Below are 25,586 nucleotides of genomic sequence, written 5' to 3' on the forward strand. Positions count from 1 at the left end.
GGGGTGCATCAGGACGTGCCGCAAAAGCTGCTCGATGATCTGGGCGTGTGGCTCGATGATCGCCTGCCGCGCCTGTTCGAAGACGCGATGAGCCTGGTGGTCGACAACCGCATCTTCAAGCAGCGCAATGTCGATATCGCCGTGGTCAGCAAGGAAGACGCACTGGCCTGGGGCTTTTCCGGCCCGATGATCCGCGCCGCCGGGATCGCCTGGGATCTGCGCAAGAGCCAGCCTTATGACGTGTACGACCGGATGGAATTTGAAATCCCGGTCGGCACCCGCTCGGACTGCTATGACCGCTTCATGGTCCGGGTTGAGGAAGTGCGCCAGTCGGCCAAGATCATGAAGCAGTGCCTGCGCGATATGCCTTCGGGTCCGGTTTCGAGCAGTGATGGCAAGGTCGTTCCGCCCAAGCGCGCCGAGATGAAGCAGTCGATGGAATCGCTGATCCACCACTTCAAGCTCTACACCGAAGGTTTCCACGTCCCCGCCGGTGAGGTTTACGTGGCAACCGAAAGCCCCAAGGGCGAATTCGGCGTCTATCTGGTCTCGGACGGATCAAACAAGCCCTACCGCTGCAAGATCCGCCCGACCGCCTTCAGCCACCTGCAGGCGATGGACTTCATGTCCAGGGGCCACATGCTGCCCGACGCAACCGCGATTTTGGGCGCGCTGGATATTGTGTTCGGGGAGTGTGACCGGTGAAGCGGCTTGCGCTCACTTTGGCTTTCGCGTCCGCGATCATCGCGCCGGTGGCTGCTCAGGCCCCAATAGGCGGTGTGTTGCAAATGCCAATCACCGCCCGCTTCGGTTTTGCATTCATGAACCCCAAGGCACCGGGTATTCTTGACAGTGTGTTTGCTGATGGCGCGAAGGTCATGGTGGTGGATTTCACGAAAGAAGGCCATCCTTCGTCCCGGTTAAGTTCTGGCGCAAAGCAATCAGCTGAACTGGTTCAATATACTGTCGGGGTCACAGGTTCGCTCGATGAAATGGGTTGCATAGATCCAGTTCCGGAACGTCTGGTCTGCACCATGACCAACAAGTCCAAATCTGTGGAAATTGTTGCCCATCTCCAAAACGATCGGGTCGACGATGCCGTCGTTATTATCAAGAGGAAGGCCTCGTAAATGGCTGACCGTCGTCTCGAACCCGACACCCCGGAACTGCGCGCGCGGTGGGGCTCTTTTGCGTGGTCCAAGGACAACGCCAAGCAGGCAAAAGTCATCGTCGCGCGCTATCCGGCGGGGCGGCAGCGCAGCGCGGTGATGCCGCTGCTCGATCTGGCCCAGCGCCAGGTCGGGGCGGAGACCAATACGCAGGGCTGGCTGCCGATCCCGGTGATGGAATATGTCGCGGCCTATCTCGACATGCCGGTGATCCGGGTGGTCGAAGTGGCGACGTTCTATTTCATGTACAACCTGGTCCCGGTCGGCAAATTCCACGTCCAGGTCTGCGGCACCACGCCGTGCATGCTGCGCGGGTCTGACCACATCATGGCCGCCTGCAAAAAGCGCGGCATGCAGATCGGCCATGTCAGCGCCGATGGGCTGTGGACGCTTACCGAAGTGGAATGCATGGGCAACTGCGCCTCCGCCCCGATGGTCCAGATCAACGACGACAACTACGAAGACCTGACCGCTGAGCGGATCGACGCGGTGCTCGATGCGCTGGCCGCCGGCAAGACGCCCAAAGCTGGCACGCAGGAGCCGGGCCGCCACACGGTTGAGCCGCTTGGCGGGCCAACGACGCTGAAGGACATGGTCACGGCCAACCACGATTACCGGGGGGATTGGTGATGGGCCGCGCTTTGAATGGTTCACGCAAAGGCGCAAAGGCGCAAAGAGCCTGCATTGCGCCGCAGGCATTGCCTGGCCTTTTGACCAATGCGTTTGGCGTGGCCGTCAGACTGGAAAGGGCTTCGCCAAAAGCGAGGCATCTTCGCGCCTTTGCGCCTTTGCGCGAACCCCTTCTGCTTTTTCAAGCTGGAGGACGCGCATGAGCCTGCAGGACAAAGACCGCATCTTCACCAACCTTTACGGCTACCAGCCGTGGACGCTGGCGGCCGCCCGCAAGCGTGGCGATTGGGACAACACCAAGGCGCTGCTCGCCAAGGGTAAAGACGCGATCATTGACGAGATCAAGGCCAGCGGCTTGCGCGGGCGCGGCGGGGCTGGGTTCCCCACAGGCCTCAAGTGGTCGTTCATGCCCAAGGAGCCGAACCCGGCCCGGCCGAGCTTCCTGGTTATCAACGCTGACGAGTCCGAGCCCGGCAGCTGCAAGGACCGCGAAATCATCCGCCACGATCCGCACAAGCTCATCGAAGGCGCGCTGGTGGCGGGGTTCGCGATGGGTGCGCGCGCCGCCTATATCTACATTCGCGGCGAATATATCCGCGAGGCCGAAGTGCTGTTTGCCGCCGTGCAGGAAGCCTATGACGCCGGACTGATCGGCAAGAACGCCTGCCGATCGGGCTATGATTTCGACGTTTTCGTTCACCGCGGCGCGGGCGCCTATATCTGCGGCGAAGAAACCGCGATGATCGAAAGCCTGGAAGGCAAGAAGGGCCAACCGCGCCTCAAGCCGCCGTTCCCGGCCGGCGCCGGGCTCTATGGCTGCCCGACCACGGTAAACAACGTTGAATCGATCGCGGTTGCCCCGACGATCCTGCGGCGCGGGGCCACGTGGTTCTCCAGCTTCGGGCGCGATAACAACAAGGGCACCAAGCTGTTCCAGATTTCGGGGCACGTCGAAAAGCCCTGCGTGGTCGAGGAAGCGATGAGCATCCCGTTCCGCGAATTGATCGAGAAACACTGTGGCGGGATTCGCGGCGGGTGGGACAATCTGCTCGCAGTGATCCCCGGCGGTTCCTCGGTGCCGCTGGTGCCGGGCCATATGTGCCCCGACATGCCGATGGATTTCGATGGCTGCAAGGAAGCCGGATCGGGCCTTGGCACCGCCGCAGTGATCGTGATGGACAAGAGCACCGACATCGTCCGCGCGATCGCCCGGCTCAGCCACTTCTACATGCATGAATCATGCGGCCAGTGCACCCCGTGCCGCGAAGGCACCGGCTGGATGTACCGCGTTATGGAACGCCTGCGCACCGGCGATGCCGATGTCGAGGAAATCGACATGCTGTGGAACGTCACCAAGCAAGTCGAAGGCCACACCATCTGCGCCCTTGGGGACGCCGCCGCCTGGCCGATCCAGGGCCTGATCCGTCACTTCCGGCCCGAAATCGAACGGCGCATTGGCGAGCGTGTGCGGGAGGCGGCGGAGTGAGATTCGCGCTTGCACCGTTACTCGCGCTAGCTACGCTCTCGTCCGCGGCCAATGCGCAGTATGAGGCGCGTTCGGGCTCAGTGGCTGAGCTACGCGAATATACGCGTGAATATGCGCGGTGCATGGTGCTGTATCAGCACGTTGAAGCGCGGGGCCTGGTGCTATCGAACACGCCCAATGACCGGTTGGAGCGCGAATTTGCCTCGATCTATACCACCAAGCCGCTGGCCAAGGTGATGGGCTGCGACCGGCTGGTCATCCGCGATGGCCATGCCTTCATCCTGCAGCCCGATCTGCTGCGCGGTGCGCTGGCGCAGGAACTGGTGATTGCCGATCTCAAGGTGGCCGAAGTGGACAATTTCGCCAGTCGCGCGCGTTTGTCGCATTGGCTGCCGGGTTCGTTGGCTGACTATGCGGCAAAGCGGCCGTTGCAACCCGGCCCGGCCCGGCACATCACGATCGAACAGGCTTATGCCGAAGAAATGGGCCGGGCCTGGCTATCGCGCTATGGTGAATGCATCGTGCGCAGCAATTCTGCAGCATCGTACAGCTGGATCACGACCAAGCCGGGCACCCCAGCGGAAAAGGCGGCCATGACCGCGCTTCAGGCCACCTTCGCCGCGTGCCTGGCGCAAGGTGAGACCTTGACCTTCGGCAAGGCGGTTCTGCAAGGCGCGGTGGCAATCAATTATTACCGTTTGGCCATGGCATCCCCGGTACCGGCTAACGGAGTGGCTAAATAATGCCTAAAGTCACCGTAGACGGCATCGAGCTCGAAGTTCCGCAGGGCGCCACCGTCCTGCAGGCGTGCGAGCTGGCGGGCAAGGAAATCCCGCGGTTTTGCTACCATGAGCGGCTCAGCATCGCAGGCAATTGCCGGATGTGTCTGGTCGAGGTGGCGCCCGGGCCGCCCAAGCCGCAGGCGAGCTGCGCGCTCCCGGCCGCTGAAGGCCAGGTGATCAAGACCGATAGCGAGATGGTCAAAAAGGCGCGCGAAGGGGTGATGGAGTTTCTGCTCATCAACCACCCGCTCGATTGCCCGATCTGCGATCAGGGCGGCGAATGCGATCTGCAGGACCAGGCGGTGGCCTATGGCCGCGGCCGCTCGCGCTATGACGAGAACAAGCGCGCGGTCACCGAAAAGTACATGGGTCCGCTGATCAAGACGGTGATGACCCGCTGCATTCACTGCACCCGCTGCGTGCGCTTCTCTGAAGAAGTGGCCGGGGTGGACGAAATCGGTGCGCTTTATCGCGGCGAGAACATGCAGATCACCACCTATCTCGAGCGCGCGGCGCGCCACGAGATGAGCGCCAATGTGATCGACCTGTGCCCGGTCGGCGCGCTCACTTCGCGGCCCTATGCCTTCGAAGCGCGGCCGTGGGAGTTGAAGAACACGCTGTCGATTGACGTGTCCGATGCCTGCGGGGCGAACATCCGGATCGACAGCCGCGGGCGCGATGTTCTGCGCATCCTCCCGCGCCTCAACGATGACGTCAACGAGGAATGGATCTCGGACAAGGCGCGCTATCAGATCGATGGCCTGAGCCGTCGGCGGCTCGACAAGCCGTGGCTGCGCGTGGACGGCAAATTGCAGGCGGCGACATGGGCTGAGGCGTTTGCGGCAGTGGCCAAGATCAATCCCGGCAAGTCGGTGGCGGTGATCGCGGGCGATCTGGTCGATTGTGAAACGCTGTTTGCGGCCAAGGCTTTGGCCGGCGCGCTGGGTTCCAACCTGCTCGAAGGCCGCCAGACCGGGCTTGATTACGATTGCTCGAGCCTCGCTGCGGTCAATTTCAATTCGGGCCTTGCGGGCATCGAAGAGGCTGACGCGGTGCTGATCGTGGCCAGCAATGTCCGCTGGGAAGCGCCGCTGGTGCAAACGCGGCTGCGCAAGGCGGCGCGGCGCGGGGCAAAGGTGTTTGTGGTCGGGGCAGAGTGGGACACCACTTATCCGGTCACGTTCCTCGGCACCGATCTGGCGGTGATCGACAAGCTTCCGGCTGAAGCTGATGCGGCATTCAAGGCGGCGGAGCGTCCGGCGCTGATCATGGGCGGCGCGGCATTGGGCAAGGGCGCTCTCTCGGCCTGCCTGGCGCTGGCGGCCAAGTACAAGCTGGTGCGCGCTACCGACTCTGGGGCATGGAACGGCTTCAACGTGCTGCATATGGCGGCGAGCCGCATGGGCGGGCTGATGCTGGGCTACGCACAGAAGGGCGGGATCGCCGATCTCGTCGCCGCCAAGCCCAAGATGGTGATTTCGCTGGGCGCGGATGAGGTGGATTACACCAAATTTGCTGGCAGCATGATCGTCTATATCGGCCACCACGGCGACAAGGGCGCGCATGCCGCCGATGTGATCCTGCCGTCCGCCGCGTTCAGCGAAAAGCCGGGAACCTACGTCAACACCGAAGGCCGGGTGCAGCGGGCCGACAAGGCCGTGTTTGCTCCGGGCGACGCGCGTGAGGACTGGACGATCCTGCGGGCGATGGCCGATAGCCTGGGCGTGTCGGTCGGGTTTGACAGCTTTGACGCGCTGCGGGCTGAAATGACCAAGGCCGTGCCCGCGCTGGGCCGCGAAGGACTGGCTGATTACGGCGCGCTGGCGAAAGGCAAGTCCGGGGCCAAGGGTTCGATCAAGGCCTACCCGATCAAGGACTTCTACCTCACCAACCCGATCGCCCGCGCCAGCGTGACGATGCAGCGCTGCTCGGCAGAACTGCTGCACGGTGAAGTGTTCGCGGAGGCCGCGGAATGACCGTGACGCTGACATTCCTCCCCGAAACGGGGAGGGGGACCATGCGAGGCATGGTGGAGGGGACTCGCCGCAGGAAGCGAGCTCGGGTGCAGGGGCGAGTCCCCTCCGTCACCCGCTACGCGTCTGCCACCTCGCCGTGCCGGGGAGGAACAGCATGACCGATTTCTTCCAAACCAGCCTCGGCCTCTCCTACGAATGGGCGTGGTTCACCGCGACCATCGCCGGCATCCTCCTCATCGCGCTGCCGCTGATGCTCAGCGTCGCAATGATCATCTATGCCGACCGCAAGATATGGGCGGCGATGGCGCTGCGGCGCGGGCCCAATGTGGTCGGGCCGTGGGGCTTGCTGCAAAGTTTCGCGGACGGCCTGAAGGTGTTCCTGCAGGAAACCATCGTTCCCAGTGCCTCGAACAAGGTGCTGTTCCTGCTCGCGCCGATCATCACCTTTACCGTCGCTTTGATGGCCTGGGCGGTGATCCCGTTCAACGGCCGTGCGATCCTCGCCGATATCAACGTCGGCCTGCTCTATGTCCTCGCGATCTCGTCGCTCGGGGTTTACGGCACGGTGATCGCGGGCTGGTCGTCCAATTCGAAGTACCCGTTCTTCTCGGCGATGCGCGCTTCGGCCCAGATGATTTCCTACGAAGTGTCGATCGGGTTTATCCTGATCTGCGTGGTGATGTACGCCGGCACCTTCAACATGAACGGCATCGTGCTGGCGCAGCGCGGGCATGGCTTCGGGATCGTCAACGCCTTCGGCTTCAACCTGCTGCTGTTCCCGATGGCGGTGATGTTCCTGATTTCGGGCATGGCCGAAACCGGCCGCGCGCCGTTCGACCTGACCGAGGCCGAAAGCGAACTCGTCGCCGGGTATCAGACCGAATATTCGAGCATGAGCTTCGCGCTCTACTGGCTCGGCGAATATGCCAACGTGCTGTTGATGTGCGCGCTCAACGCCACGCTGTTCTGGGGCGGCTGGCTGCCCCCGATCGAATGGGCACCGCTGTACTGGATCCCGGGCTGGCTGTGGCTGTTCGCCAAGATCTTCGCGTTCTTCTTCGTGTTCAGCTGGGTCAAGGCGACCGTGCCGCGCTACCGCTACGACCAGCTGATGCGGCTGGGCTGGAAGGTCTTCCTGCCGGTGTCGCTGGGGTTTGTGGTGCTGGTGAGCGGGTGGTTGATGCTGAAGAGGTATGGGGTATGAAGGCGCACCACTTCTTGGTTGTGGCACTGGCATTCACCGGATCAGCCGTCCGCGCTGATCGCCCTGCTTTTGACCTTCCTCAACACTATGTTTGCGAGGGCTTCAATCAGTCGAATGAACGGGTCTCGATTGCGCTCACTTTGAGCGGAGACGATCAAAGCACTAGCTTCGTGCTCGTCCCTTTGAAAGGCTCAGCCTGGCCAAACGCGCGCGTGGAGATATCCGAACTTCGGGCTTCTTTTTATGAAGGCGAAGGCAATCGCTTTTGGTATTGGGTGGGTGTCGATCTGAACTTGGACGGTCAAGGGTATGGTTTTGGATTTAATGTAAATTTGGGGTCAAAACATGGCGCAAGTGCGCTCCGTTTTTCGAGGGAAAAATACGCACCGAACCTAAAAACGGGCGAAGTGAAGTTCGATCCGAAAGGTGCCTATCACGATGACGTCCCTTGCACTCTAGACGACGGGACGAACTAGAATGAACTTCCCCCAGCTCATCAAATCGTTCACCCTGTGGGAGTTCATCAAGGCGCATTGGCTGACCTTGCAGTACTTCTTCAAGCCCAAGGCGACGATCAACTATCCGTTCGAGAAGAACCCGCTGAGCCCGCGTTTTCGCGGTGAGCATGCGTTGCGACGTTATGCCAATGGCGAGGAGCGCTGCATTGCCTGCAAGCTGTGCGAGGCGGTCTGCCCGGCGCAGGCGATCACGATCGAGGCCGAGCCGCGAGTCTTTGTTGAATCGGACGGAACCGTCCGGGGGGACGGCTCCCGCCGGACCACGCGCTATGACATCGACATGACCAAATGCATCTACTGCGGGTTCTGCCAGGAAGCCTGCCCGGTCGATGCGATCGTCGAGGGGCCGAACTTCGAATACGCGACCGAAACGCGCGAGGAACTGCTTTACGACAAAGCCAAACTGCTGGCGAACGGGGACAAGTGGGAGCGGGCACTGGCCGCGAACCTTGAAGCCGATGCGCCGTATCGTTAGGGGCGCGGAGATGAGGGCTCGTATCGCAATTGCTATGAAATCCTCTCCGAGCTTGCTCGGGGAGGGGGACCGCCGCGAAGCGGTGGTGGAGGGGCAGGGGATTGATTTCCCCTCCGTCAGCCGCGATGCGGCTGCCACCTCCCCGAGACAAGCTCGGGGAGAATTTTGAGATGATCACCGCTCTCGCATTCTACCTCTTCGCCACCTTCACCGTCATATCCGGCGCGGTGACGATCCTGTCGCGCAATCCGGTCCATTCGGTGCTGTGGCTGATCTGCGCGTTCTTCAACGCGGCGGGGCTGATGGTGTTGCTGGGGGCAGAGTTCATCGCGATGCTGCTGGTGATCGTCTACGTCGGCGCGGTGGCGGTGCTGTTCCTGTTCGTCGTGATGATGCTCAACGTCGATTTCACCGAAATGCGCGCCGGGTTCATCAAGAACTTTCCGTTGGGGCTGCTGCTGGCGGCGGTGCTGCTGGGTGAAATCGTGGTCGGCCTTGGCGCGGTAGGCCAGGGCGGGATCAAGTTGGGCGTGGCCAATGGCAGTGCCGCGCCGCTGACCGGGCAAAGCAATATCGAAGCGATCGGGATGCTGCTTTACGGCAAGTATCTGTTCCTGTTCGAAGCGGCGGGGATCCTGCTGCTGGTGGCGATGGTTGGCGCGATCGTGCTGACGCACCGCAAGCGCCCCGGCGTGCGCGGGCAAAGCGTGCCCCGCCAGAACGCGCGGCGCCCGGATGAGGCGACGGTCAATATGTCGCCCGAAGTCGGCGCAGGTGTGAAGCTATGAGGGGGGTTCAGCTGTGACCATCGGCATCGAACACTATGTCACGGTCAGCTCGATCCTGTTCGTGCTGGGCGTGCTGGGGATCTTCCTCAACCGCAAGAATGTGATCGTGATCCTGATGGCGATCGAGCTGATCCTGCTGGCGGTGAATATCAACTTTGTCGCCTTCAGCGCCTTCCTGCATGACCTGACCGGGCAGATTTTCGCCATGTTCGTACTGACCGTGGCGGCGGGCGAGGCGGCGATCGGGCTCGCGATCCTGGTGCTCTATTTCCGTGACCGCGGTACGATTGCGGTTGACGATGTCAGCCATCTGAAGGGGTGAGGGACACGTGACTTCGATCCACTTCATCGTTTTCCTGCCGCTGCTGGCCGCGATTATCGGCGGGCTGGGCAACCGCGCGCTGGGCAATACCGTGGTCAAGGTGCTGACCACCGGCGCATTGTTCATCGCCGGCGCGCTGAGCTGGCCGATTTTCTTCTCGTTCCTGCGCGGCACCGCCGAACCTTCCGTGGTGCCGGTGCTGCATTGGGTGCAATCGGGCAGCCTCAGCTTCGACTGGGCCTTGCGGGTCGACGCGCTCACCGCAGTGATGCTGGTGGTGGTCACCACTGTATCGGCGCTCGTCCACCTCTACTCATGGGGCTATATGGAGGAGGACCCCGATCAGCCGCGGTTCTTCGCTTATCTCAGCCTGTTCACTTTCGCGATGCTGATGCTGGTGACCGCCGACAACCTGGTCCAGATGTTCTTTGGCTGGGAAGGGGTTGGGCTGGCCTCATACCTGCTGATCGGGTTCTGGTTCAGGAAGCCCAGCGCCAGCGCTGCCGCGATCAAGGCTTTCGTGGTCAACCGCGTGGGCGATCTGGGCTTCATGCTGGGCATATTCGGCGTGTTCCTGGTGTTCAACACCGTCTCGATCCCGGAAATCCTGGTCCGCGCGCCTGCGATGGCCGGATCGACGATCCACTTCCTCGGCAGCACCTGGGATACGATGACGATCCTGTGCGTGCTGCTGTTCATCGGCGCGATGGGCAAATCGGCGCAACTTGGCCTCCACACCTGGCTGCCCGATGCGATGGAAGGGCCGACCCCGGTTTCCGCGCTGATCCACGCCGCGACCATGGTGACCGCGGGCGTGTTCATGGTCTGCCGTCTTTCGCCATTGTTCGCGGTCAGTCCGGACGCGATGGCGGTGGTGACTTATGTGGGCGCAGCCACGCTGTTCTTCGCCGCAACGATCGGCACCACCCAGTGGGATATCAAGCGGGTGATCGCCTATTCTACCTGTTCGCAGCTTGGCTACATGTTCGTCGCGGCAGGCGTTGGCGCGCCAGGGGCGGCGATATTCCACCTGTTCACCCATGCCTTCTTCAAGGCGCTGCTGTTCCTTGGCGCAGGCTCGGTGATCCACGCGATGCACCACGAACAGGACATGCGGTTCTATGGCGGCCTGCGGAAGCAGATCCCGCTGACCTTCTGGGCGATGATGGCCGGTACGCTGGCGATCACCGGCGTCGGGATTGTCGACGTGTTCGGCTTTGCCGGCTTCTATTCGAAGGATTCGATCCTTGAAGTGGCTTACGGCGCGCACAGCGCCAGCGGCAGCATGGGTTTCTGGCTGGGGATCACCGCCGCGCTGCTGACCAGCTTCTATTCGTGGCGGCTGATGTTCCTGACCTTCTATGGCAAGCCGCGCTGGGCCGGGAGCGAGCACATTCAGCACGCAGTGCATCATGATCAGCACGGCCACGCCAGGCACGATGATGGCACAGCAGGCTATCATCCGCACGAAAGCCCGCTGACGATGCTGATCCCGCTTGGCGTGCTCAGCCTGGGCGCGGTCTTCGCGGGTTTCGTGTTCCACCACGAATTCATCAGTGCGGGTGACGGCGCGTTCTGGCGTGGCAGCGTGGCTTTCAGCGAAGAGCTGATCCACCACATGCACGGCGTGCCGCTGTGGGTGAAATGGGCACCGTTCGCGGTGATGGCCACCGGCTTTGCGGGGGCATGGTATGCCTACATCCGCAACCCGGGGCTGCCCGCAAAGTTCGTCGGCGCGATCAGGCCGGTCTACACCTTCGTTTACAACAAGTGGTACTTTGACGAGCTTTACGACCGCATTTTCGTGCGCCCGTCGTTCTGGCTGGGGCGGCAGTTCTGGCAGCGGGGCGATGTTGGCCTGATTGACCGGTTCGGGCCGAATGGCTCGGCCTGGGCCGTGCTGATCGGCAGCCGCGTCGCGGGCAAGCTGCAGACGGGCTATCTCTATTCCTACGCTCTGGTCATGTTGCTGGGTCTGACCGCAGCGATCAGCTGGGTCTTCTGGCAGGCGGTGCATTGAGATGAATGGCTTTCCGATCCTTTCCTTGATGCTGGCGGTGCCGCTGGTGGCTGGGCTGGGCTGCCTCGCCGTCAGTGCCAAGACGGCACGCACCTTGGCCTTGGCTGCAACGTTGATCAATTTCGCGCTGGGTGTGGTGCTGTGGCTCAATTTCGATATCGGCGGGGCGCAGTGGCAGTTTCAGCAATCGAAGCAGGTCTTCGCAGGGTTTGACTGGAAGCTGGGGATCGACGGGATCGCGTTGGTGCTGATCGAACTGTCGGTATTCCTGATGCCGATCTGCATCCTCGCCAGTCACGCGATCGACAAGCGCGTCGGCGAATATATGGCCGCGTTCCTGCTGATGGAAACGCTGATGATCGGCGTGTTCGCGGCGCAGGACCTGTTCCTGTTCTACATCTTTTTCGAAGCCGGGCTGATCCCGATGTACCTGATCATCGGGGTGTGGGGCGGGGCCGAACGGATCTACGCCAGCTACAAATTCTTCCTCTACACGCTGCTCGGCTCGGTGCTGATGCTGATCGCGATGATCTGGATGGCGCAGGAAGCCGGAACCACCGACATTCCGACGCTGATGGCGTATGATTTCCCGGCGGCGGCACAAAAGTGGTTGTGGTTGGCGTTCTTCGCCAGCTTTGCGGTGAAGATGCCGATGTGGCCGGTCCACACCTGGCTGCCCGATGCGCATGTTCAGGCGCCTACTGCGGGGTCGGTGATCCTGGCGGGCGTGCTGCTCAAGATGGGCGGCTACGGTTTCATCCGCTTTTCGCTGCCGATGTTTCCGGCGGCCAGCGGCACCTTTGCCTGGCTGGTCTTTGCCCTGTCGATGGTCGCGGTGGTCTACACCAGCCTGGTCGCCTTGGTGCAGGAAGACATGAAGAAGCTGATCGCCTATTCGAGCGTAGCGCACATGGCGATCGTGACGGCGGGGATGTTCGCGTTCAACACGCAAGGGCTTGAAGGCTCGATCATGGTGATGCTCAGCCATGGGCTGGTCTCGGGCGCGCTGTTCCTGTGCGTTGGCGTGATTTATGACCGGCTGCATACCCGTGAGATCAGCCGCTATGGCGGGCTTTCGATCAACATGCCCAAATATGCGCTGTTTTTCATGCTGTTCACCATGGCCTCGGTCGGCCTGCCCGGCACCAGCGGCTTCGTGGGCGAATTCCTCAGCCTGGCAGGCGCCTATCAGGCGTCAAGCTGGCTGGCCTTCGTGACCGGCACCGGCGTGATCCTGGGCGCGGGCTATATGCTCTACCTCTACCGCCGGATCGCCTTTGGCGAGCAGAACAACGCCGATGCAGCGGCCATGCCCGATCTTAATGCGCGCGAATGGGCGATGCTCGCGCCGATTGCGGCGGCGGTGCTGTGGATGGGGGTTTACCCTGAAAGCTTCCTCGCGCCGATCCGTGATGACGTGCGCTTTATCGAAGCGCGGTTGGCAGCCACGCGCCCGGCCGGCGATGCGCAGCTTCAGCTGGGGGTGCCCAAACCGATGGATGAACTCGCGCCGCACGGGGGAGCGCACTGATGGACTGGCTACAGTCACTGCGCATCGTGGCGCCTGAAGAACTGCTGAGCCTTGTCGGCATCGCCCTGCTGGTTATTTCCGCCTGGGGGCAGGGCCGCAAGGACGCACGCGGGATCACCTGGGTGGCGATCCTGACGCTGTTCGTCGCCGCAGTGATGACCGCCCCGGCGCTGTGCCTTGGCGTGAACGGGGCCGATGCGCTGGCTTTCGGCGGGTTGTTTTCGGGCGATGCCTTCGCCGCCTTCGCCAAGCTGCTGATCTACATTTCGGCCGGTGCGGCGCTGCTGATCGCCCCCGCCTTCTTCGAGAAGTACGGCGCCTATCGCAGCGAATACCCGGTGCTGGTGCTGTTCGCGGTGCTGGGCATGAGCATCATGGTTTCGGCCACCAATCTGCTGACGCTCTATGTCGGGCTCGAACTCAATTCGCTTTCGGCCTATGTGCTGGCCGCATTCCTCAAACCGGATGAACGCTCGGCCGAGGCGGGGCTCAAGTATTTCGTGCTCGGCGCGCTGGCCAGCGGCATCCTGCTGTTCGGGATGAGCCTGACTTACGGCTTTACCGGCACGATCAATTTTGCCGGGATCTCCGCAGCGCTTGAGGGCGGGGTCACCACTGGCGCGCTGTTCGGGATCACCTTCGTCCTCGCCGGGCTGGCCTTCAAGATCAGCGCGGTGCCGTTCCACATGTGGACCCCCGACGTTTACGAAGGCGCACCCACGCCCGTCACCACCCTGTTCGCTTCTGCGCCCAAGGTCGCGGCGCTGGCGCTGACCATGCGTGTCGCGATCGAGGCGTTCGGCAGTCAGCTTGAAATGTGGCGTCAGATCGTGATCGTCGCTTCGCTGGCCTCGGTCGTCGTCGGCGCGCTGGGGGCGATCGGACAGACCAACATCAAGCGCCTGCTGGCTTATTCGTCGATCAACAACGTCGGCTTCATGCTGCTCGGTCTGGCCGCGGGGACGCGCGAAGGGGCCAGCGCGATGCTGGTCTACATGGCGATTTATGTGCCGATGACGATCGGCGGCTTCGTGGCCGTGCTGATGCTGAAAGACAAGGACGGCCGCCACCTTGAAGGGATCAGCGATCTGGCGGGGCTTTCGCGCACGCGCCCGTTCCTCGCACTTGGCCTGGGCTCGATCATGTTTTCGATGGCGGGCATTCCGTTCCTGTTTGGCTTCTGGGGCAAGTTCGTGGTGTTTCAGGCTGCGGTCGGGGCCGGACTGGTCTGGCTCGCCACCGCCGCCGCCGTAGCCAGCGTGATCGGCGCGTTCTATTATCTCAAGGTCGTCAAGGTGATGTATTTCGACGAACCGGCCGGCACCGTGCAAGGCAACAGCGATCTGGCGCACGAGTGGCTGCTGGTGGCCTGCGCAGTGTTCGTCTCGCCGCTGGGTTACCTTGCCACCAAGGCGCTGGCGGCCTTTACCACGACCGCCGCCATGGTGCTGTTTCCGCCGGTTTGATCGAGCTGGTCGCCACCACCGGTTCAACCAACGCCGATCTTGCGGCGCGCCTTGCCGCCAGGCTCGCCGTGCCTGAGGGCCAGTGGCTGATTGCAGACCGCCAGAGCGCGGGCAAGGGCCGCCAGGGCCGGGTGTGGAGCGACGGCGCGGGCAATTTCATGGGTTCAACCGTGGTGCACCGCCAAGCCGCCGATCCGATGCCCGCCACCTTGGCGCTGGTCGCCGGGCTGGCGGTGCATGCGGCGGCCTCGCCGTTGGTCCCCGCGCCGCTGCGGGCCATGCTGAAATGGCCCAACGACATCCTGATCGGCCCAGCCAAGCTGTGCGGTATCTTGCTTGAAGCCGTGGGCGCGGCGGTGATCGTCGGGATCGGGGTCAACCTGGCGCAGGCCCCTCAAGTGCCCGGCCGTGAGACGATCGCGCTGTCTGCATTCGGTCCTGCGCCCGACCGCGATCTGTTCGCCGCCGCGCTGGCCGGCCATTTTGACCGGGAACTGGAACGCTGGCGCAGCTTCGGGCTCGAACCGCTGCTGCGCCGCTGGCTGGCCGCTGCGCACCCGATCGGCACGCCGCTGGCCGTGGGTGAGCCTGGCGATGAGCCGCTTCACGGCACATTTGCCGGGCTTGCCGCAGATGGAGCCTTGCAACTGCGGCTGGCAGACGGCACGACGCGCACGATTCACGCAGGCGAAGTGCGCCTGGCTACACTTTGAGGAGAGCGCGATGCTGCTCGCGATCGATAACGGCAACACCAATGTCAAATTCGCGCTGGTGAACGATGCCGGCGAAATCGTCTGCCGTTGGCGGATCGCCACCGATCCCAAGCGCACCGCCGATGAATATGCCGTCTGGCTCAACCAGCTGGCGGAAATGGAAGGCTATTCGCGTAAGGATGTGACTGCGGTGGTGATCGCCACCGTGGTGCCGCGCGCGCTCCACAACCTGCAGGTTCTTGCGACCAAGTATTTCGGCGTCGAAGCGCTGGTGGCCGGCCGCGCACCGATCGAATGGGGCATTGCCCTGCGCGTCGATGAACCACGCGCCTTGGGTGCCGACCGCGCGGTAAATGCCATTTCCGCGCAGGCGCTCGAAGCGGGCGACAAGATCGTGATCAGTTTTGGCACGGCCACTACGTTTGACCACATCGGTGCCGATGGCGCCTATTTGGGCGGCTCGATCGCCACGGGCGTCTCGCTGTCGCTCGATGCGCTTTATGAAGCCGCCGCCATGCTGCCGCGCATCGCGATTGAACCGCCGCCCACCGCCAGCGTGATCGGCCGCGACACCGTTGGACAGATGCAGATCGGGATCTATTGGGGCTATGTCAGCATGATCGAAGGGATGATCGCGCGGATGAAAGCCGAAATCGGCCGCCCGGTGAAAGTGATCGCCACCGGCGGGCTGGCAGTATTGTTCGACAAGCATGCTGACCTGTTCGACCGGGTCGAGCCCGACCTGACCTTGAAAGGGATTGCCTTGCTTTACGCCAACCGGAGCCAAAGCACATGAAGCCAGGCAAGGAACTGCTGTTCTGTGCGCTCGGCGGATCGGGCGAGATTGGCATGAATGTCAATCTCTACGGCACCGAAGGCAAATGGCTGATGGTCGATCTGGGCATGACCTTCGGCGCCAACGAATATCCCGGCACCGAACTGGTGTTCGCCGATCTTGATTTCATCGAGCAACGCCGCGCGGATCTGGTCGGTGTGGTGCTGACCCATGCGCATGAGGACCACATCGGCGCGGTGCCCTATTTTGCTGCTGAGCTTGGGGTGCCGCTCTACGCGACGCCGTTCACCGCGCGTCTGGTTGCCGAAAAGCTGCAGGAGGCGGGGCTGACCGGCAAGGTCAAACTCAACGTGATCGATCACCTTGAACAGTTCGATCTGGGCCCGTTTGGCATCCGCTACGTGCCGCTTGCGCACTCGATCGCCGAGGGCAACGCGCTGGTCATCGAGACCCCCTATGGCCGGATCTTCCACACCGGCGACTGGAAGCTGGACGATGAGCCGCTGGTCGGCGTGCCCGCCACCCCGGCCGAATTGACGGCGATCGGTGAAACAGGCGTGCTCGCACTGGTCTGCGATTCCACCAACGTGTTCAATCCCAAGGCTTCGGGATCGGAAGGCGCGGTGCGCGAAGCGTTGCTTGAAGAGGTTGCCAAGCATCAGGGCCGGCGCGTTCTGGTCACCACCTTTGCGTCCAACGTTGCGCGCCTTGAAACACTGGGCGAAGTGGCGCGATCGACGAACCGCAAACTTTGTGTGGCCGGGCGCTCGCTTGACCGGATCATCCGCGTCGCCAAATCGAGTGGCTATCTCAAAGACCTGCCCGACGTGATTGATTTTGACACGGCGATGGCATTGCCGCGCGGCGAAGTGCTGATCATGGCCACCGGCGGGCAGGGCGAACCGCGGGCAGCGCTGGCGCGCGTTACCGACAACAACCACCAGATTGCGCTCGAAGCGGGCGATGTGGTGCTGTTTTCGAGCCGTCAGATCCCCGGCAACGAGATTGCGATCGGGCGGATCCAGAACAAGCTGGCGGCGCGCGATGTGGTGATTGTCACCGACCGGCAGAGCGAAATTCACGTTTCCGGCCACCCCGGCCGGCCCGAACTTGAAGCCTTGTACAGCTGGATCAGGCCCGAAATCCTGGTCCCTGTCCACGGCGAAATGCGTCACATGAAAGAGCAAGGACGCCTCGGCAAAACCTGCGGCATCCCCAAGGTGGTGGTGCAAGGCAACGGTGATCTGGTCCGGCTCGCGCCCGGCAAACCCTGCAAGATCGATGAAGTGCGCGCGGGCCGCCTGATCCTCGATGGGGATATCATTACCCCCGCCGATGGTGAGGCAATCGTGATGCGCCGCCGCCTTGCGCAAAACGGGATGGTGATCGTGGTGCTGAGCGGCAAGGGCCACGTCCATGTCGAAAGTGTCGGGCTGCCGCTGGACGAGGACTACGATGATTTCGTCGCCGAAGCGCAGCAGGATGTTGCCGCCGCGATTGCCAAGCTCAAAGGCGGACAGCGGCATGACCGCGATGTGGTGGTTGAAGCCGCGCGCCTTGCCGCGCGCCGCGCCGCGCAGCGCTGGTCGGGCAAGAAGCCACAAGTGCGCGTGATCCTGCCGGAGAACTGAGCCATGAAATGGACATCCATAATCGCGATTTACCCGCTATTCTGGGTGATGAGCGCATTCTTCGTCATGCCCTTTGGCCTGCGCACCCACGATCAGGCGCAGGCCGAACTGGTGCCGGGGCAAGTCAGCAGCGCGCCGGTGAACTTCCGTCCCGGGCTGATAGCCTTGCGCACAACCGCTCTGGCAGCGGTGCTGTTCGGGCTGTACTACGCCAACTACGTAAACGGTTGGCTGGGGGTCGAAGTGCTCGATTTCCGCTATTGGCTGGGCTAGTTGCGCAGCCGTTCGATGGCCTGGGCGAGCGCTACGTAAAGCTTGCCCATATCCGACGATAGCAGCGTCACCCCCAGCGAATGCCCATCGCGGGTAGACAGAAGTTCGCGCAGCATTGCTTCGAAATCGTGGATATAGCGGCTGACGTGATCGCGGAAATCGCGATCGTTCTCGTAAAGCTGCGCCACGGCCTTGGCTTCTGGCGCGTCCAGCAGGCGAACCGCACGGCGGGTGAAAATCCCGCGATCACCCTTGAGGTATGCCGCCCAGGCAGTGTCGCTGACCTCATGGTCCATCGTCCGGGCGATATCGATCGCGTTCGAATTGAGGCTTTCGGTGATCAGGGCGACCCGGCGGGCAAAGTCATTGTCGACCTTTTCTTCGGCCCGGCTGCGGGCGTGGGCGACCCGGCGCTCAAGGTTTCCGGCCAGTTCGTTGACCTTGCTCAGCTGGTCGCGCAGTTGCACCGCAGCCTCGCGGCTGGCGCTGGAGGCTTTGGCGGCGGTCGCTTCAACCTCATCGATGACCTGCCCGGCGCGCTCACGCAGGGCGGCTTCCATCGCCGCTCCGCCTTCGTCACCAAGCCGCGCGGCGAGTTTGGCAATGGCATCGGCGCTCATCGTTTCGATCCCGGCAACCGCATCGCGCGCCGAGGTGTTGAGCGCGACGATGGCCTTGGTCAGCTCGCCTTCGGTTTCCAGCGCCAAAGCTCGGCTTTCAGCCCGCACGGTTGCCAGCGCGGCCTGCAGATCGGCAACGCGCTTGGCCTGCGCACTGCCATCGCTCGCCAGACTGCCGCGAAGTTCGTCCGCAAGGCCGGCCGCTGCGGTGATACTTTGCTTGCTGGCATCGGCTTGCGCGGCCAGCGCTTCGCCCTGTGACAGCGCCTCGGCCGAGCGTGCGGTCAGCGCGTCAAACCGGCCTTCGATCGTGGTCAGGCGGGCTTCGCTGAGCTGCATCGCTGCCGGTAGCGATTCGCGCGAATGCTGGACACTGGCCTGGATCAGTTCGAGCAGCCGCACCGAATTGTCGGTCAGCCCCGAAATGGCCTGATCGGCATCGCCCATCGCCCGCTGGCTGGCCGTAAGCCGCGTCTCGATTTCGGTAAGACTGTCGGCAAGCCGCTGCTGGGTCGCTTCGCCTTGGCCGGAAAGCGTATCAAGCAGCGCCGCAAAGGATCCCAGCTGACCACCCAGCCGCTCACCGTGTTCGGCAATCTGGTTGAATTGCTGGTCCTGCACGGTCTGGTGCCGGGCCACAGCGGTTTCGAAACCGTCCATCTGGCCGGTCAGGCGACTGACGAAGCTTTCGTGGCGGATATCCAGTTCGGCCTGACGCTTTTCGAGTTCGGTCGCGAACTGCTGGTCGCGCTCGGTCAGGCGGCGGTCCACTTCTTCGGCTTCGGAGCGCAGTTCGGCCAGGCGGCTCTGCGCGGATTCCATCGCCTTGCGGTCAATCTCGCCCACTTCTTCGATGGCCGTCCGCAGATCGGTCTCAAGACTGGCGATGGCGGCCTTCCAGCTATCCAGCGCACCGCTTTCCGCATCGCGCAGCGCGCGCGCCAGCACGGCGCTTTCGTCGCGCACGCTGGACAGGCGGGCGCGCAGCGAAGTCAGGCTTTCGGCTTCCTTGGCATCCAGCGCGGCGCGCGTTTCGGCCAGTTCGGCGTCGAGCGCCGATGCGCGGCTGCGGATTGCGGCAAGCGCGGCGACTTCCTGGGTATCGAGATCGGCGCGCGCCTGTTCGCCGCATTCGCCCAGCGCGGCAAAGCGCTGCGCGGCAATCGCACCAAGCTGATCGGCCTGCGCGGTGAATTCGCCGATGGTCTGGTCGACCAGATCCTTGAGCGTTTTGACCTGCAGTTCGCTGGCCTGACCGAATTGGTTGAGCTTGTTGAACCCGCTGACCAGTTCTTCGATCTGGCCATGCGCGGTGCGCCCGGCGGCACCGATGTTGTTGGTAACGTCCTTGGCCGAACTGGCGATCACCGGCAGCTGGTTGCGCAGCTTCTCCATGTTGTCGAGTGCAGCCGCGCTGACATCGGCGATCGCATCGATGCGGGTGCCGTTATCGTGGATCAGCGAAACAAGCTTGTCGGCATGTTGCGACAGGCGCTCAACCGAAACGCGGCCCAAAGCGTCGATATCGCGGGTCTGCGCGGCGATGAATTCGCGCGCCAGGCTGAGCTCGCGGTTGACGGCCGTGAGGCGCTGTTCAAGCTTGGCAGATTCATCGGCAAGCAAGCTGGCGGTTTCGCCAAAGCGGGTCGCCTCGCGGCGGCTGTTGCGCATGGCCAGCAGCCAGGCCACTGCCAGCAGCAGCACCGGGACCGACCAATCGCGAATCCACGCGGTCCATTGCGCCAGTTCGGGGCGGGCCTGCATCGCGGCGAAGTTGCTGTAAACAAACAACGCGGTCCACGCAGCCAGCAAGGCAGCGCTGCCCAGCCCGGCCAGCAGAAACGGCCAGCGCCGCGGCTTCTTTGCGGGCTGCTCCCACCAATCCTCGGCGGCGGCAGGCGCGTCTTCGGCCACTTCCTGATCGAGGATGAATTCGTCCGTCACGCCATCGCTGGCGGCAGACGTTTCGACAGCGGCGATGCGCGTTCCTTGGCTCATGGCGCACGTTTACCATGTTTCTACCGGCGATAAACCCCGGTTTAACCTGTCTGGCCTAAGCAGGGTCATGGCCTATGAAGCAGGAGCCCTTGACGCGACCCTTTCCGCCGCTGCCGGCGAAGACGGCGCGCTGTTTGCCGAACTGCGGTTGGCCTTTGCTGAGAGCGTTGCCCGCCAGCTTGATTTGCTGCGCCGTTCGCGCTGCGATGGAAACTGGGAAATGGCAGCGCTCCGGCTCAAGGGCATTGCGGCAAGCTTTCATGCCGAGCCGCTGATGGTGCTGGCCGAGGAAGCCTTGACCGGCGCCCCGGGAGACCCGGTGGTGCTGCGCCGTATCCAAGCTTTTCTGGATGATTTTTCAGCGGCTTGAACGGCTGAACCGACAAGGCACGGCCAACGGGCTTGGCACCGCGCCGTTGCGCGCCTAAATCGGCGTTCCAATCCCGAAATGTGCGGAGAAAACCACTGCGGGTCGCGCTGTTGCCGATGTTTGATATTGCCGCCGAAAGCGGCGGGATGCCGCGCGCATTTCTGCGCGTGGGCGCTGCCAGCGTGGCCGGCCAGCAACTTGGCATCGCGCTGGCGCTGGGCTGCGAACGGATTGTCTGCCTCGCGCCTTCGCTGACCAGCGATATCGTCGCGCTGCAGCACCGTGCCGAAAAGGCGGGGGCGCAGTTTCACGTCATTCCCGGCGCGCGGCCGCTCATCGGCCTGGTGACCGCGACCGACGAGGTGATCGCGTTCGCCGATGGCCTGTTCGCCCCGCGCGAGGCGGCGCGGGCGCTGCTTGACACGCAGCAGGCCGTGCTGGTGCAACCGGTCGAGCAGGGTTTAGCCGCCGGGTTCGAACGGATCGACCTCAATTGTGCAGCCGCCGGGGCGATGCGCGTTCCGGGCCGCCTGGTCGAACGATTGGGCGAATTGCCGGCCGATTGCGATGTCGTTTCCTCGCTGCAACGGATCGCCTTGCAGGCCGGGGTGCGGCAGGTCCCGGTGGGTCAGGCCGGGCCCGGTAACTCCTTCTGGATGCTGCTGCGCAGCGATCAGGAAGCCCATGCGATAGAGCCGCAATGGATCCGCCAGCAGATCGACGATCCGCTTCCCGCCAGCCCCTCACGCGGGATCGCGATGATGGTGGTGCGGCGGTTGGGGCCGGCGATGCTGCACGCCGGCAGCGGATCGCGCATGCTGATCGCAGGGGCGGTGTTTGCGGCCCTGCTGGCGGTGATCGCGGGTGCGTTTGGCTTCGTCGCTGCGGGTTTTGCGCTGTGCGCGCTGGGCTGGTTATCGCGCGAAACCGCCAGATTGTTGGCCCGTGTCGAAACCGAAAGCGATCCGCGCAAGGCGTTTGCCACCAGCCTGTCGGCTTATGGCTGGACTATCGATCTCTTGCTGGTGGCCCTGCTGGGCATTGCCGCCGAGCCGGGCCATCCGATGCATCTGGCCGAACGGTTTTTCCCGGCCCTGATGCTGATCGCGCTGCTGCGCATCCTGGCCGGGGCCTATGGCGGGCGGTGGCGCCACTGGATCGGCGATCGCGGCGTGGTTTCGGTTTTGCTGCTGGGTGCGGTGGCAGGCCGGATCGCCAGCGAAACCGCGCACATCGGAGCGGTTGTCGCCGCTGGCCTCGCCTTGTTGGCGATCAGCAGAAATTCGCGACTAACCGGGCCTTAACCAAACCGGGCTATGCCGCGGAACATGACCGAAACTCCCGCCTCGCTCACCGGCACTGCAGCCATCGATGATGTGCTGCGCGCCGAACTGGCGCAAGGCGACGCCCAGATTGCATCGATTGGCCCGATCCTGCGGCATTTGCTGGCAAACGATGAGCATTCGGTGTTCGGCGACGAGATCATCGCGCGCGTCCGGGCCATGCTGGCCGATCTTGCACGGCAATTGCTCGATGCGCTGGCGGTGGCCCGCGCGGATGGCGATGTGCCCGAACATGATGCTGCGCTGATCGATGCGATGGTCGAATCGCTGGCGGCCCATGGCAGCTTCCTGACCCACGCGCATGCCCTTGCGCTCGAATGGCAGTTGACCGAACGGTTGCAGGCGCGGCTTGCGCTTGATCCGGTCGTTTCACCACTGCTGCAGGCGTTGATCGCCTCGGGTGAACCCAACACCGCCGCCACAGCCATGGCGCTGCTGGCGCAGCAGGCGCGGTTTGCCCAAAACCAGCGCCGCATGCAATTGCCGCTCGCCGAACTGCCGGGCGATCTGTTCCATGCTGCGTTGATTGCCTTGCAAACCCACGCCCAGCACGATCCCGAATCGCAATCCGTAGCCGCGCAGGCTGTCCATTCGGTCCGCCAGGGCTTCGATGAAAGCCGCAACCGGCTTGGCCTGATTGCGCGCCTCGTCGCCGGGATGGGCGGGGGCGCCAGCGCTGCGCTTGGGGTAAGTCATGCCGGCGTGGGTATCTTTCTGAGTGCGCTGGCGCTGGCATCGGGGCATGATCGCGATCTGGCCGTGCTTTCGACCAATGAAGGACAGGTCGCGCGGTTTGCATTGGCACTGCGCGCGGCAGGCCTGCGGCCGCAAGTGATCGAGGAGCAGTTTGCCGTGCTCCACCCCGAAATTGCGCTGCCGCCCGGCTTTGAGGAACTAGGCAGCGATCGTGCCGCTGCCTTGCTGGCCCATTCTGTAGCCTATCCGGCGGCCTGACCCAGCATGGCCGCACCCCTGCAGACCGGACCCGAAGGCCGCAGCGATGCGAGCGCACGGCTGATCGCCGCAAGCGAACCGCTGGCGAGCCTGCAACACGCCTGCGGAGGAACGATTCCCGGCGATATTGCCATTCCCGCGCTGCGCGAACTTGTGGCCAAGGCGCGGCGCTTCGGGCTCAAGCTGGCACGCGCGATCAAGGCCACCGATGGCCGCGATGCCATTTCAGCCTGGGTCGAAGTCAGCCCTGACAGCGATGGCTGCGCAATCCGTATCATTTCGTGGAGCACGAGCCCGCTCGCGCCCGAAGATCCGCGTGAAATTGCTGCGCACCGCGCCGCCATCGAGCGGACTCTGGCGGAGCTGACCGCCACGCTCGATGCGCGGCAATGCCTGCTTACTGTCAATGCTTCGGCCACCGATCTCACGGAACTGCGCCAGGCCATGGAGCATGGCCTGCACCGCCCGTGGACCGATTTCGTCAAGATCGAAGGCGCGGCGCACGAACAGCCGATGCATTGGCGGCTGCTCGATGGCGCGGCGGTGAAGATCGCAGGTTCCAGCCGCAATTGGCGCGCGGCGCTGTTGCCAAGCGAAGTGCCGGGGAGCGATCCTGCCGGGTTCGAGCTGTGCCTGACCGCCGACTGCCCGCTGCCGCCGCAACCGGTCTCTGCCTCGGTCATCATGCCCAGTAACGAGCCGGGTCTGGTCGGACGCGACATTGCCCCGGTTTTGCGCCAGCCGATCGCGCGGATCATCGCCAATGCCGAAACGATCCGCAACCGCATGGCCGGGCCGCTGGCCGAAGAATACAGCCAGTACGCCGCCGATATCGCTTCGGCCGGGCAGCACCTGCTGGCCCTGGTAGAAGATCTGACCGACCTTGAAGTGGTCGAGGCGGAAGAATTCAACACCGCGCCCGACCGGATTGACCTGGCCGACGTGGCACGCCGTGCCAGCGGTATCCTGGGCGTGCGCGCGCAGGAACGCGGTATCACGATCGATGCGCCCAAGCACGGCGAACATTTGCCCGCGATTGCCGAATTTCGCCGGGTTCTGCAGATCCTGCTCAATCTTGTCGGCAATGCGATCCGTTATGCGCCGGATAGTTCGCAGGTGTGGATCCGGCTTGAGGATGCGGGCGCGCGGGCGCGGCTGATCGTGGCCGATCAGGGCCCTGGCCTGAGCACCGCTCAGCAAGCCAAGGTGTTTGAAAAGTTCGAGCGGCTTGGCCGCAGCGGGGAAGACGGCGGATCGGGCCTGGGCCTCTACATCTCGCGCCGTCTCGCCCGTGCGATGAGCGGAGACCTGGTGGTCGAATCTGCGCCGGGGCAGGGCGCCCGCTTTATTCTCGACCTGCCGGCAGATTTGCTCGCGTCAGCCCCGACGACCGCGCAAAACCCAGATTAGCCCAGCGCCGATCGCGGCCCAGATCAGGCCGTAGAGCGTCCAAGCCCGGTCAGCCAGCATGAAGCTGTCCGCTGGCCACATGATGATGCCAAGGCCTTGCAGGGCCCAGAACAAGCCGGAAAAAACCATCAGGCCACCAAGCGCCATGTAAAGCACCCGCAGCAGGCTTCGCAGTGATTCCATTGATCGATACCTCTCCCACAAAGGGCGGTTATCGACGCACAATCAGCGCTTGTCGAGCGGTAGGTAGGCGCGCTCGGTTGGCCCGGTGTAGAGCTGGCGCGGGCGCCCGATTTTCTGATGGGGATCGCTGATCATTTCGTTCCACTGCGCCACCCAGCCGACGGTGCGGGCAAGGGCAAACAGCACGGTGAACATCGTGGTCGGGAAGCCGATCGCCGACAGGATCACGCCCGAATAGAAATCGACGTTGGGGAACAGTTTTTTCTCGATGAAATAGGGATCGTTGAGCGCCATTTCTTCAAGCTGCAGCGCCACCTCGAACACCGGATCATTGATCCCCAGCGAGCTTAGAACATCGCGGACCATGCCCTGGATCACGGTCGCCCGCGGATCATAGTTCTTGTACACCCGGTGGCCGAAACCCATCAGGCGGAACGGATCGTTCTTGTCCTTGGCGCGCTCGATATAATGCGGGATCCGGTCAGGCGTGCCGATTTCGCGCAGCATATTCAGCGCCGCTTCATTGGCCCCGCCATGCGCCGGACCCCACAGGCAGGCGATCCCCGCAGCGATGCAGGCAAACGGATTGGCTCCCGACGAACCGGCCAGACGGACGGTCGAGGTCGAAGCGTTCTGTTCGTGATCGGCGTGGACGATGAAGATCTGGTCGAGCGCCTTTTCGACGATCGGATTGACTTCATACTTTTCTGCCGGGACGCCAAAGGTCATCCGCAGGAAGTTGCCGGTGTAGCTCAGCGAGTTGTCCGGATAGACGAACGGCTGACCAACCGAATACTTGTAGGCCATCGCCGCAATCGTCGGCATCTTGGCGATCAGCCGGTGGCTGCTGATCTTGCGGTGTTCCGGATCGGCAATGTCGGTCGAATCGTGATAAAACGCGGAAAGCGCGCCAACCACACCGCACATG

24 protein-coding genes and 1 pseudogene are annotated in these 25,586 nt (G+C 63.3%); 22 read left to right on the forward strand and 3 right to left on the reverse strand.

Annotation, left to right across the window (positions count from 1 at the left end; all coding sequences use genetic code 11):
- The 18 genes and pseudogenes from RMN99_RS14240 to RMN99_RS14325 all read left to right on the forward strand — a co-directional run.
- Positions 1 to 705, forward strand: a pseudogene (locus RMN99_RS14240) (NADH-quinone oxidoreductase subunit D); the annotation flags it as partial.
- Positions 702 to 1,130, forward strand: coding sequence for a hypothetical protein (locus RMN99_RS14245; RefSeq protein WP_309623990.1), 429 nt, complete (start codon positions 702 to 704; stop codon positions 1,128 to 1,130). The pseudogene RMN99_RS14240 and the gene RMN99_RS14245, both read left to right, overlap by 4 nt.
- Positions 1,131 to 1,799 carry an NADH-quinone oxidoreductase subunit NuoE gene (locus tag RMN99_RS14250; protein ID WP_309623991.1) on the forward strand — a complete coding sequence of 223 codons (669 nt, stop codon included), beginning with the start codon at positions 1,131 to 1,133 and terminating at the stop codon, positions 1,797 to 1,799. It begins immediately after the preceding gene.
- A gap of 199 nt (positions 1,800 to 1,998) precedes the next feature.
- Complete coding sequence (nuoF, locus tag RMN99_RS14255; RefSeq protein ID WP_309623992.1) at positions 1,999 to 3,285, forward strand: NADH-quinone oxidoreductase subunit NuoF; 1,287 nt, start codon at positions 1,999 to 2,001, stop codon at positions 3,283 to 3,285.
- The gene (locus RMN99_RS14260) at positions 3,282 to 4,028 is read left to right on the forward strand and encodes a hypothetical protein (protein ID WP_309623993.1); all 747 of its coding nucleotides are present in this window, start codon (positions 3,282 to 3,284) and stop codon (positions 4,026 to 4,028) included. Before nuoF ends, RMN99_RS14260 begins: the two co-directional genes overlap by 4 nt.
- Entirely contained in the window at positions 4,028 to 6,043 is a 2,016-nt protein-coding gene (gene nuoG / locus RMN99_RS14265) for an NADH-quinone oxidoreductase subunit NuoG (RefSeq protein ID WP_309623994.1), read from the forward strand. Before RMN99_RS14260 ends, nuoG begins: the two co-directional genes overlap by 1 nt.
- Positions 6,044 to 6,197: 154 nt before the next feature.
- Positions 6,198 to 7,247, forward strand: a complete 1,050-nt coding sequence (nuoH, locus tag RMN99_RS14270) for an NADH-quinone oxidoreductase subunit NuoH (RefSeq protein WP_309623995.1) — start codon at positions 6,198 to 6,200, stop codon at positions 7,245 to 7,247.
- Positions 7,217 to 7,723, forward strand: a complete 507-nt coding sequence (locus RMN99_RS14275; protein WP_309623996.1) for a hypothetical protein — start codon at positions 7,217 to 7,219, stop codon at positions 7,721 to 7,723. Before nuoH ends, RMN99_RS14275 begins: the two co-directional genes overlap by 31 nt.
- A gap of 1 nt (position 7,724) precedes the next feature.
- Entirely contained in the window at positions 7,725 to 8,240 is a 516-nt protein-coding gene (gene nuoI / locus RMN99_RS14280) for an NADH-quinone oxidoreductase subunit NuoI (RefSeq protein ID WP_309623997.1), read from the forward strand.
- A 170-nt stretch (positions 8,241 to 8,410) separates the two neighbouring features.
- Positions 8,411 to 9,028, forward strand: coding sequence for an NADH-quinone oxidoreductase subunit J (locus RMN99_RS14285; RefSeq protein WP_309623998.1), 618 nt, complete (start codon positions 8,411 to 8,413; stop codon positions 9,026 to 9,028).
- Between the two features lie 13 nt (positions 9,029 to 9,041).
- Positions 9,042 to 9,350, forward strand: a complete 309-nt coding sequence (nuoK, locus tag RMN99_RS14290) for an NADH-quinone oxidoreductase subunit NuoK (RefSeq protein ID WP_309623999.1) — start codon at positions 9,042 to 9,044, stop codon at positions 9,348 to 9,350.
- 7 nt (positions 9,351 to 9,357) lie between these two features.
- Positions 9,358 to 11,370 carry an NADH-quinone oxidoreductase subunit L gene (nuoL, locus tag RMN99_RS14295; protein WP_309624000.1) on the forward strand — a complete coding sequence of 671 codons (2,013 nt, stop codon included), beginning with the start codon at positions 9,358 to 9,360 and terminating at the stop codon, positions 11,368 to 11,370.
- A 1-nt stretch (position 11,371) separates the two neighbouring features.
- Entirely contained in the window at positions 11,372 to 12,901 is a 1,530-nt protein-coding gene (locus RMN99_RS14300) for an NADH-quinone oxidoreductase subunit M (RefSeq protein ID WP_309624001.1), read from the forward strand.
- Positions 12,901 to 14,367 carry an NADH-quinone oxidoreductase subunit NuoN gene (gene nuoN / locus RMN99_RS14305; RefSeq protein WP_309624002.1) on the forward strand — a complete coding sequence of 489 codons (1,467 nt, stop codon included), beginning with the start codon at positions 12,901 to 12,903 and terminating at the stop codon, positions 14,365 to 14,367. Before RMN99_RS14300 ends, nuoN begins: the two co-directional genes overlap by 1 nt.
- Complete coding sequence (locus RMN99_RS14310) at positions 14,364 to 15,080, forward strand: biotin--[acetyl-CoA-carboxylase] ligase (RefSeq protein ID WP_309624003.1); 717 nt, start codon at positions 14,364 to 14,366, stop codon at positions 15,078 to 15,080. The genes nuoN and RMN99_RS14310 overlap by 4 nt, the downstream gene beginning before the upstream one ends.
- 10 nt (positions 15,081 to 15,090) lie before the next feature.
- A complete protein-coding gene (locus tag RMN99_RS14315; RefSeq protein WP_309624004.1) occupies positions 15,091 to 15,876 on the forward strand; it encodes a type III pantothenate kinase in 786 nt (261 codons plus the stop codon).
- Entirely contained in the window at positions 15,873 to 17,507 is a 1,635-nt protein-coding gene (locus RMN99_RS14320) for a ribonuclease J (protein ID WP_309624005.1), read from the forward strand. Before RMN99_RS14315 ends, RMN99_RS14320 begins: the two co-directional genes overlap by 4 nt.
- A gap of 3 nt (positions 17,508 to 17,510) precedes the next feature.
- The gene (locus tag RMN99_RS14325) at positions 17,511 to 17,780 is read left to right on the forward strand and encodes a DUF1467 family protein (protein WP_309624006.1); all 270 of its coding nucleotides are present in this window, start codon (positions 17,511 to 17,513) and stop codon (positions 17,778 to 17,780) included.
- On the opposite strand, the gene RMN99_RS14330 is transcribed toward RMN99_RS14325, so the two are convergent.
- Positions 17,777 to 20,398 carry an ATPase gene (locus RMN99_RS14330; RefSeq protein WP_309624007.1) on the reverse strand — a complete coding sequence of 874 codons (2,622 nt, stop codon included), beginning with the start codon at positions 20,396 to 20,398 and terminating at the stop codon, positions 17,777 to 17,779. The two genes, RMN99_RS14325 and RMN99_RS14330, sit on opposite strands and share 4 nt — an antisense overlap.
- A 67-nt stretch (positions 20,399 to 20,465) precedes the next feature.
- Between RMN99_RS14330 and RMN99_RS14335 the strand changes: the two genes are divergently transcribed.
- The 4 genes from RMN99_RS14335 (at position 20,466) to RMN99_RS14350 (ending at position 24,475) form a co-directional block, all read left to right on the forward strand.
- Positions 20,466 to 20,768: an Hpt domain-containing protein gene (locus RMN99_RS14335; RefSeq protein WP_309624008.1), complete on the forward strand. Its 303-nt coding sequence runs from the start codon at positions 20,466 to 20,468 to the stop codon at positions 20,766 to 20,768.
- 110 nt (positions 20,769 to 20,878) lie between these two features.
- Positions 20,879 to 22,072, forward strand: coding sequence for a hypothetical protein (locus RMN99_RS14340; RefSeq protein WP_309624009.1), 1,194 nt, complete (start codon positions 20,879 to 20,881; stop codon positions 22,070 to 22,072).
- Positions 22,073 to 22,096: 24 nt separating this feature from the next.
- Positions 22,097 to 23,065, forward strand: a complete 969-nt coding sequence (locus RMN99_RS14345; protein ID WP_309624010.1) for a hypothetical protein — start codon at positions 22,097 to 22,099, stop codon at positions 23,063 to 23,065.
- Between the two features lie 6 nt (positions 23,066 to 23,071).
- Positions 23,072 to 24,475 (forward strand): HAMP domain-containing sensor histidine kinase, encoded by a 1,404-nt coding sequence (locus RMN99_RS14350; RefSeq protein ID WP_309624011.1) that lies wholly within the window; start codon positions 23,072 to 23,074, stop codon positions 24,473 to 24,475.
- Here the strand turns inward: RMN99_RS14350 and RMN99_RS14355 are convergent.
- Together RMN99_RS14355 and RMN99_RS14360 are read right to left on the reverse strand one after the other, a co-directional pair.
- Entirely contained in the window at positions 24,443 to 24,658 is a 216-nt protein-coding gene (locus RMN99_RS14355) for a hypothetical protein (RefSeq protein ID WP_309624012.1), read from the reverse strand. The genes RMN99_RS14350 and RMN99_RS14355 overlap by 33 nt on opposite strands.
- 42 nt (positions 24,659 to 24,700) lie before the next feature.
- Positions 24,701 to 25,586, reverse strand: an 886-nt coding sequence (locus tag RMN99_RS14360) for a citrate synthase (RefSeq protein WP_309624013.1), incomplete at its 5' end; no start/stop codon positions are given.

The organism is Novosphingobium sp., from assembly GCF_031417815.1.
In the GTDB taxonomy this organism is placed as follows: domain Bacteria; phylum Pseudomonadota; class Alphaproteobacteria; order Sphingomonadales; family Sphingomonadaceae; genus Novosphingobium.